This is a genomic window from Herbaspirillum sp. GW821-FHT09A12 (assembly GCF_059418325.1).
Genome location: NZ_JBWKPR010000002.1, coordinates 1,028,797 through 1,041,221 on the forward strand (window position 1 = coordinate 1,028,797; position 12,425 = coordinate 1,041,221).

Sequence of the window (12,425 nt, forward strand, 5' to 3'; positions counted from 1 at the left end):
TCAATCTTTAGCGCCATGCCAGGAACCGCCCTTCCATGCCTGGCCTGCGATGCACGCGGGATCAGCGGCGGCCGATGGCGAAGTACTCGAAGTCCTTCCTGCGCAGTTGCTCGGGCGAATACAGGTTGCGGCCGTCGAAGATCACCGGGTGCTTGAGCGCGCGCCTGATGGCGTCGAAGTTGGGGGCGCGGAATTCCTTCCACTCGGTCACGATGACCAGGGCATCGGCGCCGGCCACCGCGCCCGACGGCGAATCGGCATAGATCAGCCGGTCGTCGTTGCCATAGATACGGCGCGCCTCGTTCATCGCCACCGGGTCGTAGGCGCGCACGACGGCGCCCATTTCCCACAGGCCTTCGATGACGACGCGGCTCGATGCCGCGCGCATGTCATCGGTATTGGGCTTGAACGCCAGGCCCCACAGCGCGAAAGTCATGCCGCGCAGGTCCGAACCGAAACGGCCGCGGATCTTGTTGAGCAAGACATGCTTCTGGTCGTCGTTGGCGTCTTCCACCGAGCGCAGCACCTTCAGCCCGATCTCGTTTTCTTCGGCGGTGCGAATCAGCGCCTGCACGTCCTTGGGAAAGCAGGAGCCGCCATAGCCGCAGCCGGGGTAAAGGAAATGGAAGCCGATGCGCGGATCCGAACCGATGCCCACGCGAATCTGTTCGATGTCGGCGCCCAGCTTGTCGGCCAGGTTGGCCAGCTCGTTCATGAACGAGATGCGGGTCGCCAGCATCGCATTGGCGGCGTATTTGGTCAGTTCGGCCGAACGCACATCCATCACGATCACGCGGTCGTGGTTGCGGATGAACGGCGCGTACAGGTCGCGCATGGCGGTGATGGCGCGCTGGTCGTCGGCGCCGATGACGATGCGATCCGGACGCATGAAGTCTTCCACCGCCGCGCCCTCCTTGAGGAACTCGGGATTGGAGACCACCGCGAACTCCTGCTGCACGCCGCGCGCGGCCAGCTCGGCGCCGATCGCCTCGCGCACCTTGTCGGCGGTGCCCACCGGCACGGTCGACTTGTCGATGACCACTTTATAGTCGGTCATGTACTTGCCGATGCTGCGCGCCGCCGCCAGCACGTATTGCAAGTCGGCCGAACCGTCCTCGTCGGGCGGAGTGCCGACCGCGATGAACTGCAGCTCGCCGAACGCCACGCTCTCCTCGATGCTGGTGGTGAAGCTCAGGCGCTTGGCCGCCTTGTTCCGCTGCACCATATCCTGCAGGCCGGGCTCATGGATCGGGATGCCGCCCTCGTTGAGCACCTTGATCTTGTTCGCGTCCAGATCCAGGCACAAGACATCGTTGCCCATTTCCGCCAGGCAGGTGCCAGTGACCAGGCCAACGTAGCCGGTGCCGATAACTGTGATTTTCATAGCGCGCTTTCCTCAGGAAGTATGCAAAAAAGAAATTGATATTGGTTGATGGAGTAGCCGCGGCCCGGCGGCCTCAAGCCTCAAGCCGCACGACCGGTTCGGCCAGGTACTCGGCGCAATGCCAGCGCAACAGGCGGCGCAACGCCGGCGACAGGTTGAGCAGTTGCAGCGAGCGGGCCTTGGCCACACAGTCTCCTTGCAGAAGCATCAACAGCGCCAGTACCGCGCTGTCGACGAAATCCGTGCCGGCCAGATCGATGCAGGCCAGGATCGTCGGCGCCGCGGCAAGCTGCTTGACGGCCGGACGCAGGCGCTCGATGTTCTCCTCGCCCCAGGGGCCCGACAGCGTCAGCACCACCCGGTCGCCGTCCGCGCGCAGCGCCAGTGCGGCGCGCTCGAATTCGGCCTTGGCCGGCCGCTGGCGCCTGGCCAGCAGGCCCGGCAAGACGCGCGTGGCCAACAGCCGCAGCAAGGCCATGCCGTCGCCCCGGTAACGGCGCCACAGCTTGGGTTCTTCCTTGATGCGCCAGACCCACTCGAGGCCGGACTTCTGCAGCCATCGGGGCGCGCGCGAGACCGTGCCCGCGACAAAATTGACGACTGCGCCGAGATGGCTCACCAGCGGCGCCTGCAATGCGGGCAGGTTGTACTGGATCCACTCCTGTCCCTTCTTGGCGCCCAGCGCCACCACCAGGAAATCGGCGCCGCTGCGGTTGATATGCGCGATGGATTGGGCATCGCTCATCTGCTCCACGCTGCCGAAGCCGGGCGAATTGAAGCCCACGCATTGCATCCGGGAAGGCCCGGCATTGAGCTTTGCGCTCGCTTCTTCGGCCACGCCCGGCGGACCGCCGAAGAAGTACACCTTGAGCGGCCGTCCCAGGTCCGCTGCCGGACGCCGCGCCTGTTCCAGGCGCAAGGCCTGGAACAGGCTGGAGCCGGCCACGCGTTCATGCAATGGGATGCCGAGCGCCTTGGCGATCCATATCAGCGGCATGCCGTCGGCAATCGAGAGGTCGCTCTGGATCACCGAGTTACGGAATTCCGGATCGTCCAGGCAGGCAATCGCGAAGTTCAGGTTGGGCGTGGAAAAGAAACAGCGGCGGCCATCGCGCGCGGCAACCCGCAGTTGATCCGCCGCCTGCTCCTGGCTCACGCGGTCGAACGGCAAGCCCAGTATGCAATGCACCTGGCGGTCGAAATCGGTTGCGGCAAGCGGCGCCGCCGGCAGGGCTCGCGCCTGCGGCGCGGCCAGTATCCGGTCATTCTGTGTCACGTTTTGACCTCACCCATTCCACCTGGCGATTGACCAGGAATTTCAGATAGAGCGGCACCTTGCGCAGCACGTAAAGCACCGCCATCAGCAACTCGCCGAACGCGATGACCTGCCTGCCGTACTGCGTCCATGCCGCCACGATGGACAGGCCGATGGCCAGCGCCAGCAAGGCCGCCACCAACGCCGGCGCCCACAGCGCCGATACCGCCCATGCCAGCAGCGAGACCGCCAGCGCGCCGCCACACAGCAGCACCAGCAACGCCAGCGGCGGCACGCACAGGTCCAGCGCAAGTCCCAGCAGCGCGCCATTGCCCGTCCCCACGCCGGCGGCCAGCAGGCGCGGCACCTGGCTCAGGATGACGCTCATATGGCCATGCTCCCAGCGGGTGCGCTGGGTGCGCGTGCCGGATTCGCTGCTCGGGAAATGGCTGTACACCAGCGCCTCGGGACAGAACAGCGGGGCCTTGCCGGCGCGCGCCAGATCCACGCCCAGCTGCATGTCCTCGACGATGTGCCCGGTCGCCAATTCAGCCTTGCCGATCAGCGCCCAGGGAAAAGCCATGCCGGTGCCCATCAACTGGCACGGCATCCCAAGCCGCTGGAAACCGAGCGGACGCACCAGGTTCTTGACCAGCCAGGCGAACTCCGCGATCTTGCGCATCGGCCCGCCTTCGGCCGGCGAATACATCAGGTACAAGGCCTGCACCGGCCGGCCGCTGTATGCGGCCGCGCGCGCCACCTGCTCCAGCGCTCCCGCTGCTGGAATGCAATCGGCGTCGACGATGATCACCACCTCCGGCGCATCGGCGGCCAGCCGGCCCATGCCGTGATCGAGCGCATATCCCTTGCCGCGCTTCTCGTCGTGGAAACGCTCGGTGACTTCCGCTCCCGCAGCGCGCGCGAGTTCGGCGGTGTTGTCGGAACAATTGTCGGCCACCACCAGCAAGCGGTCGCCCGGCGCCAGCTGCGCACGCACACTGGCAATCACCGCGACGATGCCGCCCGCCTCGTTGTGGGCCGGCATCAGCACCGCCACGCGCGGCCGCTGCGCAGCCAGTCCGGTGACCCGGCGCGGCGCGACGATCGCCGACGCCACCTGCACCAGCAGCACGCCAACGGGGATGGCCAGCAAAGCCAGCCCAAGAAGCAAAATTAGCTGCACTGCAAAATTCATTTTTATGGTTCTTCCCTGGCTGGAGTTGTCATGCTGACACTCTTACTTCTCATAGGTAAATCATTTCTTTGACAAGGATGGCGGCAAAAGAAATTCAGCCCGCCATGAAATATTTAAACAAAATAATGCGGCGCAGCAGCATATGCATTTCCATGGTCCGTTGCGCGATTGAACGATTGCCGCCAAGCACAATCGCATACGGTGCGGCCAGTTGAATCCTTTACTTGTCGCCGATGTGAATTCATGTCCTCATCGCTATACTGAAAAACGAAATCCGAAAGCCAATCGCCCGTATCCAGCTCAGCAGTAATCCCTCATTCATCCAAACCACAAGGAACCCGCATGCAAAAACGAACCCGCCTACGAAGCGCCATGGCTGCCGCTGCATTACTAAGTTTTTCCCTGGCGCTCTCGCCGACGGCAATGGCGGCCGAATTCGGCACTTACCAGCAACCCTTCGCCGCCAACTCCCTGTGGAACAGCCGTCCGATCGAACCGACCTTCGCCGGCGACGTCATTCCCACTTCGTCCTACTTCCCTTCCATCAGCACCGGCACTTACTCCACCGGCATCTTCCTCGCCGCGGCCAATGACGGCCCGGTGACCGTCAAGGGCGCCAGCGGCAAGCAGGGCCTGCTCAACGCCGACGACGAGACCTACCACGACGTCACCATTCCGCGCTGGCCGGCCTCGGCCGCACCTGCCACCGGCAGCGACGGCCACGCCGACATCGTCGACCCGGTCACCGGGATCATCCACTCCTTCTGGCAACTGAAGAAGGAAGGCACGCAATGGGTCGCCACCCAATACGCCTGGACCAGGCTCAACGGCAGCGGCTGGCCCGAGCCCGGCCATTACTACCAGGGCGCCCGCGCCACCGGCGTGCCGGCCGCGGGCGGACTCATGCGCATCCACGAAGTGGCCGACCGCAGCGCGCCTTACTATCCGCATGCGCTGTGCCTGTCGCTCACCACCAACGGCCTGTCGGCCAACCCGACCTACGTGTTCCCGGCCACCACGGCCGACTGGAACGCCGCCACCGTCAACACCGGCGCCTTCCCTGAAGGCTCGCTGCTGATGCTGCCGCCGTCCTTCGATACCGCGCAGATCACCGATGCCGACTTGCGCAAGGTGGCCGAAACGCTCAAGCGCTTCGGCGCCTACGTGGTCGACACCAACGTCGGCACGCCGTTTTCCATCTATGCCGAGATCGGTTCCGACATCAACCTGCACCGCAACGGCTGGAACACCACCAACGCCAACCAGCTGCAGTTGATCCGCGCCAACCTGCGCCGGGTGACCGGCGCCAAGAGCTGGGTCGACGGCAACGGCAATGCCTTCACGCCGGAGAAAAACCTCAACCTGCTCTCCATGCGCGGCAACTGGACGCTGCAGTCGGGCACCGTGGCCGGCGCCTACCAGTCGTGGGAGCAGGCCGTGGTGTTTCCCGCCACGACCACCCAATCGCAAGTGGTGAACTACAACAGCAACAACCTGCACCCGGTGTCATGGGCCTTGCCCACCGCCGGCGTGAGCTACAAGCTCACCGCCAAGACCACCGGCGGCGGCAAGCTGCGCTTGACCGTGGTCGACAAGGGCAACGGCAACAAGACCCTGGTCGACACCGGCTTCCTGGACAACGGCCAGAGCGCCACCTTCCAATGGAGCGGCGTCAACCCGCTGGCGATCGTCTACGTCCAGAGCGGCATCGGCGCCGGCTCCAAGGTCGGCGGCCAACTGCTGCGCGCCAACTGAAGCACCCGCTTCCCTGCATTGCCCGCGGCCATCCGGCCGCGGGCATTTTTCCGCCGGCTCACGCCGGCCGTCCATTCAGGGCCCCTGCAACTGCAGCAGGCCCTGCCGCGCCATCTGCTCCAGCACCATCTGCGACGCGGTCACGCTGATGTGCTGGTTATCGTTGTACAAATACTTGCCCTGAACCTTGGCCAGGCACTTGCCGTCGCCGCAGAACAGCGGCGTCGGGTCGTACACCACCAGCCCCGGCAAGCCCGCCTGCAATGCCTGCACGGCATCGTTGTATTGCGCGCGCAATGCCTTGTTCTCTTGCGGCGTGTAGGCGCAGTCGCGCTCGGCCGAGGCATCGAAGCGGCTCACGCAGGCATGCGGATCGCGCTTGAGGTGCGGCACGTCCATCACATACACCACCTTCTTGCCCATCTTCTGGAACTGCCCGATCAGGCTGGCGTTGCCGGCCAGGAAAGCCTCGCGCTGCGACAGCGGCTTGCCGTCCGGTTCATAGCGCGAAGCCTTGGCCAGGTCGCCGCGCGGATAGGTGTTGCTGATCACCACCGTATCGATGGAGGGCGTGCGCGCCGCCAGCGCCAGCGCCTCCTGCGCGATCGCGGTGCAGTTGTTGCCCCAGTCGTGCGCACCGCCGGCCCGGTACGGCAGGTTCGGGTAGAGATAGCAGGAATGTCCGGCCACCATGATGGAACTGGCCTTGACCGCGTGCGAATAAAGCGCCGAATGCAAGGCCATCATGTGGCTGTCGCCGACGAACATGAGCTTGGGCGTGGCGGAGTTGGACAGGCAGACCTCTTCCGGCAGGATCTTGCTCTGGTTGAGTTTGGGGCAACTGGCGTCGGAATTGCGCGACCCCAGGAAGACATCGCCGGCGGCGATGAAGTCGAGCCGCTCATTCAACGGCCGCTGCACGAAGCCGCCGTTGAAGTAGATCCCCAGGCCGACCGCGCCGACCACCACATTGGCCGCCGCCAGCGCCAACACCGGGCGCAGGCTGTTGGCGCTGCGCAGCGGACGTTCGATGAAACGGTAGGTAAGCCACGCCAGCACAATGGCGGCCAGCGCCGCGCCCAGGCGGATGGCGGGGTTCGGCGTGGCGCCTTCGATGATGGTGGCGAAGGCCAGCAGCGGCCAATGCCACAAGTACAGGGGATAGCTGATCAGGCCGAACCATACCGGCACGCGGCTGGCCAGCAACTTGCGGTTGCACCACGCACCCGGCCCCGCCGACAGGATCAGGAAAGCGCCTGCGGTCGGCAACAGCGCCCACCCGCCGGGGAACGCCCGGGTGTTGTTGACCAGCGCGAAGCCGATCGCCAGCAGCGCCAGGCCCAGCACCGACTGCAAGTCGCGATGGAAGCGGTTCAGTTGCGGCCGGTGCAGGTTGATGTAGGCCAGCGCGCCGCCGACCATCAATTCCCAGAAGCGCGACAACGGCGAATAGAAGGCCGCGGTCTGGTCATGCCCGACCAGGTAGAGATTGACCGCGAACGACACCAGCCCGATCGCGCCCATGATGCGCAGGAAACCCCACTTGCGCCGCCACACGAACGCCAGCAGCAGCGGCCAGAACAGGTAGAACTGCTCCTCGATGGCCAGGCTCCACAGGTGCAGCAGCGGCTTGGTCTCGGCCGCGTTGTCGAAGTAGTTGCTCTCTTTCCAGAACAGGAAGTTGGAGATGAAACTGGAGCCGCCGAACAAATGCTTGCCCAGTTGCTTGTACTCGTCGGCGTACAGCAGCATCCAGCCGCTGGCGATGCACAGCAGCATCACCGTCATCAGCGCCGGGAAGATGCGGCGGATGCGGCGGATGTAGAAGTCGACGATGCTAAAACGCCCCTGCTCCAGGTTCTTGAAGATGATCAGCGAAATCAGGAAACCCGAGATGACGAAGAAGATGTCGACGCCGATGAAGCCGCCCGGCAAGGCCTCCGGGAAGGCATGGAATGCCAGCACCGACAGGACGGCGATCGCGCGCAAGCCGTCGATATCGGGACGATATTGCGGGTGTAGCGAGGCGCCTTGTTCGTGAGCTTTTGCAGTTGCCATGTCGGTCTGGTTGAAAGGTTTTCCGGTAACGGTGAGCGCGGCCTTAGCGGAACCGCACGCGCAGTTGGCGAAGATAGTGGTCGAGATAACGGTCGACCAGGAAAGCGAAGGCGAGCGCTGCCGCCGCCGCGACCAGGCCGTTGAGCAACAGCGACGGGCTTGCCGCTTCCAGGTTCTCGAGCAGGATGTGGTGGATCAGATAAATCGAATAGGAATAGACGCCGATCTTGCGCACCGGCGGCAAGTTCAACAGCCGGTGCAAGACGCTCGTGCTGTCGCCGATCGAGTAATAGAACAGCGGGATGAGCGCCAGCCCCTGCAGCGAATAGCGCAGTCCCTGGCGGAACGATTCCTCGCGCACCAGCAGTGTCAGCAAGATCACCAGGCCGCCGCCGGCGATGCCCAGGCGGCTGGCGGCCTTGCTGCGCAATGCTGCCTGCCAGCGCTGCGGCAGGCTGGCCGTGGCCAGGATGCAGCCGTACAGGATCGAATCGATGCGGGTGTCGGTGGCGTAGTAAGTGCGTGAAATCGAGAAGTCCGGCATGGCCACCAGATGCAGGCGCCACAACAGCACCGCCACGCACAGCACGGCCAGCAGGAGCGGGATGAAGCGGTGGCGGGTGCGGTTCAACAACAGCAGCAACAGCGCCGGAAACACGAAATAGAAATGTTCTTCCACCGCCAGCGACCAAAAGATCCCGGTGCCCGCCGGAACCGTGTGGCCCGGATCGAAGAACAGCACGTAGTAATTCGCGAAGTAGAACAACTGGGCGAAAAATCCGCGCCAGGTGGCGTCGCCCTGCAACAGGCCGGCCGCCGTCAGCAGGTAGACGCAAACCAGCACCAGCACCAGGGGCGGTGTCAGGCGCAAGGCGCGGCGGATATAGAAATTGCGGATGTGGATGGTGCTGGTCGCGCCATACTCCCGCAGCAGCAGCGTGGTGATGAGATAGCCGCTGAGGAAGAAAAAGATGGTGACGCCGAGCCCGCCCGGCACCAGGTTGCCCAGCCCCGCATGGCTCAGGAACACGATGGCGATGGCCACCGCCCGCCAGCCATCCAGGGATGGAATCTCCTTGTGATGTGTATGCGCCAGGTTCAAGCCGCCGCCCCCGCATGCGAAGGCAGCGAACCGCGGATCATGGCGGCCAGCTTGCCGGCTTCGGTGTCGACCGAATGCCGTTCCACCACGCGCGCATAGGCCGCGCGCCCCATCTGCTCCAGGCGGGCCGGCGAGCATTCCAGGCAAGCGCGCATGGCGCGCGCCAGTTCCTCGATATCGCCGGCCGGGAACAGCCAGCCGTTCTCATCGTTTTTCACCAGCTCGGGGATGCCGGCCACGTAGGTGGTCAGCACCGGGCGATGCAAGGACATCGCCTCCATCAGCACCACCGGCAGCCCCTCGGCGAAACTGGGCAGCACCAGCGCCCGCGCGGCCAGCAGCTCGGTTCGCACCTGCTCGCTGCTGATCCAGCCGGTGATGCGGATTTTCTCCCGCAGGCCGTACTCCGCGATGATGCCGTCGATCTCGCGGCGCATTTCGCCGTCGCCGGCCAGGACCAGCTCGAAATCGACGCCGGCCCGGTCCAGCAGATGCGCGGCCTCGACCAGCAGCAACTGCCCTTTCTGCTCGCACAGGCGGCCCACGCAAACCAGGCGCGGCGCGGCCGACGGCGCGCTTTGCTCGCCGGCATAAAAGGCCGGTTCCAGTCCGCAATGCACGATGCCGACTTTGCGCCAGTCGCGGTGGCCGGCCCAGCGGAACAACTGGCTGCGGCCATACGAGCTGATGGCGACGGTGAAGGCGGAGCGATGGATCTTCTCGCCCAGGCCAAGCTGCACCGGCTTGTCGAACTCCTCCGGGCCATGCACGGTGAAACTGTACTGGGCGCCGCCCAGGCATTGCGCCAGCATCGCGATCTCGGCCGAATTGGTGCCGAAGTGCGCATGCAGGTGCAAGGCGCCGCTACGCCGCATCATCCGCACCACCCTCGCCGCCTCGGCCAGGTAGGCCAGGTGGTAAGGCAGCGAACGTTCGCCATTGCGCGCCATGCGCATGGCCAGCACCAGCGACTTGAGAAAAGCCTGCGGCCGCTCGATCGCCGCACCCAATACATCCTTGAGCAAGGCGCCCATGCCTGCGCGCAGCACATACTCGGTGCGTTCGCGCTCGGCCCGGTCTTCCTGGTCGACCACTTCCGCATCCCAGCCGCGCAGTGCGATGCGCTGCACCTCGAAACCCTGCCGCTCCATCGCGGCGATCTCGCGCCGGATGAAGCTGTGGCTGACTTTGGGATACTGGTTCACCAGGTAGGCAATTTTCATAGGCACCGTCGTTGTCTGAATGTGAAAGTTGGCCGTATCGCCGGCTGCCGCTCAGCGCGCACGCGCAGTGGCGGGCAGGCGGCGGCCGGGAAGTTTTTTCTGGCGCCGCCGCTCCTGCTCCGCCTGGTAGGCGTCGCTGTTGTAGTACAGCGCGCAACCGGCGCCGCACAGCAGCCAGAAGTACCAGTTGAAGGCCAGGTAGGCCAGCACGTTGTCGGAGGCCGACACCACCAGATGCTCGACCGCGATGAAGATCAGCATGCATGCCGCCAGCTTGTCGGTCGGATAGAGTTTGGCCAGCATGCGGATGACCGCGTAGAACACCAACAGGTACGCCGCGATGCCGATCAGGCCGGTATCGAAGAACCACTGGACGTAGACGCTGTGCGCCCCCCACGGCATGCCGCCGGCCAGCGGGAAGAACACCACCGAATAATGCAGGAAGGATTCGACGCCGTAGCCCTGCAGGTAATGCGACGGCGACATCCAGTTCAGGCCCGATTTCCACAGCAGCACGCGCCAGGCGAAGGAATTGAGCTTGGCATACGTCTCGACCGTGTTGCCGCTGTCGAGCTGCGCGATGCGCTCATGCACGCTGGGGATCATCAGCGCGATGAGCGGCAGCACCATGAGGTACAGCAGATAGCGCCGCTCGAACAATGTGCCGTACAGGAAGAACATCAGGAAGCAGGCGATCCACGCGCTGCGTGTCTGCGTCAGCAGCAGCAGGCCCATCAGGAAGAACATCCACGACATCAGGCCGATCCGCTTCAATTGCGTCAGGCGGAATTCCGGGCTCTTCAGCACGTACAGGCCCATCGACAGCACCAGCGTCAGGTAGAAGGCCAGGATGTTGGCATGGCCGAAGGTGCTTTGCAGGCGGAAGCCGCTCAGGCCGCCGCGCGCATTGAGCGCCACGGTAACCACGCCATACAAGGCAGGCAGCACCGACGACCAGATCACCAGTTTCACCAGCGAGCGGAAATCCTCGGGCGTGCGCACGATATAGAACGCGCAGATGAACATGGCGCAGTACGACAGCAGCGACAGCACGATCTTGAGGGCCGCCCCCAGTTCGGGCGACACCGCCAGGCCGTAGAACGACACGACCAGCAGGATGATCCACGGCACCATGACCGCGCGCGGCAGGCGCTGCGGCTTCTCCACCACGAACAGGAAGGCGATGAGGATGATCAGCGCATTGATCGCCCCGCCCAGGCCGGGCGAGAAGCCGGAGGCGTTGGTCGCGCGCGTGGCTTCCAGGACGATGTCCCCGGCCGAGCGCAGCAGCACGATGATCAGCAGCAGCAGCGTGCGGTTGAAGATCATCAGGCCGCCCAGGATGAACAACGCCGGCAGCGCCGCCAGGCGCCCATAGCTGTCGCCCACCATGCCGGCGAAGATCGGCACGATCATCCCGATCAGGAGCGCCAGCAACAGCATGCCTCCCAGGAGGGCCCGCTGCGATGTCTGGAAATCTTTTCTTTTCATGATTGGCTTTCCTCCCGCCCTGGCCGCCGGCCCGTTGCGCTGTTCATTTTCAATATCCGATATTGCGGGTGATCTTGCGCTTGCACACCCGCGCCAGCGTCAGCAGCGCCCACACCAGGTTGGCGGGCGTGGGCATCAGCTTGAGCACTTCCGTGATCATCCGGGTGACATTGGCCAGCGAAGCGGCCGACACGAACACCTTGGCGAATTCCTTGAAGGTGGCGACCTGCACCGCCACGCCCATCTCGTCGAGCTGCGGGCGCAACTTGGACAGCATGCGCTGGTGGCCGGCGATGATCTTGGTCGGGTTGGCCGAGATGCGGTGCCGGTCGCCCGAGTTCTGCAGGTAGCGCACCAGGTATTGCTGCACGCAGCAGATCTTGGTGACCTGGTTGATCCGCACGAACAGGTCCCAATCCTGGCAGCTGCGCATCTGCTCATCCATGCCGCCGGCGGCGACCAGGGCGCTTCGGCGAACCATCACGCTGGAAAACGTGCCCACCGCGTTGCGCATGAACAGCGCCTCCACCCTGGCGCCGTCGAGCACGTCGCTGAAGCGCCACAGCTCCTTGCCTTGCGGGTCGACGCCGATCAGCCAGGTATAGACGAAACCGTAGTCGGGCCCCTTGCGTTCCAGTTCGGCCAATTGCAGCGCGAGCTTGTCGGCGGCCCAGGTGTCGTCGCTGTCGAGGAAAGCGATGAAGTCGGCGCTGGCGGCCTGGATGCCGGTGTTGCGCGCGGCGCCGCCGCCACGGTTGCTCGCGTGGGCGATATAGCGCACGCGCGGGTCGGCGATGGACTCGACCTGGGCGCGCGTGTCGTCCTTGGAGGCGTCATCGACCACGATGATTTCAATGTCCTGCACGGTTTGCAGCAGGACGCTGTCGATCGACTCGCGGATGCAATGGCCGCGGTTATAGGATGGAATCACCACGCTGACGATAGCCATTCATGCTCCTGTC

9 protein-coding genes are annotated in these 12,425 nt (G+C 64.6%); 1 reads left to right on the top strand and 8 read right to left on the bottom strand.

Features of this window, described 5'->3' with window-relative positions:
• Window positions 1-61 precede the first annotated feature (61 nt).
• The 3 genes from AC07N6_RS09765 to AC07N6_RS09775 all read right to left on the bottom strand — a co-directional run bounded on the left by AC07N6_RS09765 (window position 62) and on the right by AC07N6_RS09775 (window position 3,834).
• Entirely contained in the window at window positions 62-1,384 is a 1,323-nt protein-coding gene (locus tag AC07N6_RS09765; protein WP_494780105.1) for a UDP-glucose dehydrogenase family protein, read from the bottom strand.
• Window positions 1,385-1,457: 73 nt separating this feature from the next.
• The gene (locus AC07N6_RS09770) at window positions 1,458-2,660 is read right to left on the bottom strand and encodes a WecB/TagA/CpsF family glycosyltransferase (protein WP_494780106.1); all 1,203 of its coding nucleotides are present in this window, start codon (window positions 2,658-2,660) and stop codon (window positions 1,458-1,460) included.
• A complete protein-coding gene (locus AC07N6_RS09775; protein WP_494780107.1) occupies window positions 2,647-3,834 on the bottom strand; it encodes a glycosyltransferase family 2 protein in 1,188 nt (395 codons plus the stop codon). Before AC07N6_RS09775 ends, AC07N6_RS09770 begins: the two co-directional genes overlap by 14 nt.
• A gap of 342 nt (window positions 3,835-4,176) precedes the next feature.
• Here AC07N6_RS09775 and AC07N6_RS09780 point away from each other — a divergent pair, with 342 nt between their 5' ends.
• On the top strand, window positions 4,177-5,589 hold the full coding sequence (locus AC07N6_RS09780; RefSeq protein WP_494780108.1) for an Atrophin-1 multi-domain protein: 1,413 nt from the start codon (window positions 4,177-4,179) through the stop codon (window positions 5,587-5,589).
• 75 nt (window positions 5,590-5,664) lie between these two features.
• On the opposite strand, the gene AC07N6_RS09785 is transcribed toward AC07N6_RS09780, so the two are convergent.
• The 5 genes from AC07N6_RS09785 to AC07N6_RS09805 are packed head-to-tail and all read right to left on the bottom strand — an operon-like array spanning window position 5,665 to window position 12,412.
• On the bottom strand, window positions 5,665-7,647 hold the full coding sequence (locus AC07N6_RS09785) for an acyltransferase family protein (RefSeq protein ID WP_494780109.1): 1,983 nt from the start codon (window positions 7,645-7,647) through the stop codon (window positions 5,665-5,667).
• Window positions 7,648-7,690: 43 nt separating this feature from the next.
• Window positions 7,691-8,749, bottom strand: coding sequence for an acyltransferase family protein (locus AC07N6_RS09790; protein ID WP_494780110.1), 1,059 nt, complete (start codon window positions 8,747-8,749; stop codon window positions 7,691-7,693).
• Complete coding sequence (locus AC07N6_RS09795) at window positions 8,746-9,972, bottom strand: glycosyltransferase family 4 protein (RefSeq protein ID WP_494780111.1); 1,227 nt, start codon at window positions 9,970-9,972, stop codon at window positions 8,746-8,748. The genes AC07N6_RS09790 and AC07N6_RS09795 overlap by 4 nt, the downstream gene beginning before the upstream one ends.
• Before the next feature lie 51 nt (window positions 9,973-10,023).
• Window positions 10,024-11,463: an O-antigen ligase family protein gene (locus AC07N6_RS09800; protein ID WP_494780112.1), complete on the bottom strand. Its 1,440-nt coding sequence runs from the start codon at window positions 11,461-11,463 to the stop codon at window positions 10,024-10,026.
• A 49-nt stretch (window positions 11,464-11,512) separates the two neighbouring features.
• Complete coding sequence (locus AC07N6_RS09805) at window positions 11,513-12,412, bottom strand: glycosyltransferase family 2 protein (RefSeq protein ID WP_494780113.1); 900 nt, start codon at window positions 12,410-12,412, stop codon at window positions 11,513-11,515.
• Window positions 12,413-12,425 lie beyond the last annotated feature (13 nt).

Bases quoted from the DNA above. Each gene is read 5' to 3' on its own strand.
- AC07N6_RS09765 (WP_494780105.1), bottom strand. From the start codon at position 1,384: ATGAAAATCACAGTTATCGGCACCGGCTACGTTGGCCTGGTCACTGGC.
- AC07N6_RS09775 (WP_494780107.1), bottom strand. From the start codon at position 3,834: ATGAATTTTGCAGTGCAGCTAATTTTGCTTCTTGGGCTGGCTTTGCTG.
- AC07N6_RS09780 (WP_494780108.1), top strand. From the start codon at position 4,177: ATGCAAAAACGAACCCGCCTACGAAGCGCCATGGCTGCCGCTGCATTA.
- AC07N6_RS09785 (WP_494780109.1), bottom strand. From the start codon at position 7,647: ATGGCAACTGCAAAAGCTCACGAACAAGGCGCCTCGCTACACCCGCAA.
- AC07N6_RS09795 (WP_494780111.1), bottom strand. From the start codon at position 9,972: ATGAAAATTGCCTACCTGGTGAACCAGTATCCCAAAGTCAGCCACAGC.
- AC07N6_RS09800 (WP_494780112.1), bottom strand. From the start codon at position 11,463: ATGAAAAGAAAAGATTTCCAGACATCGCAGCGGGCCCTCCTGGGAGGC.
- AC07N6_RS09805 (WP_494780113.1), bottom strand. From the start codon at position 12,412: ATGGCTATCGTCAGCGTGGTGATTCCATCCTATAACCGCGGCCATTGC.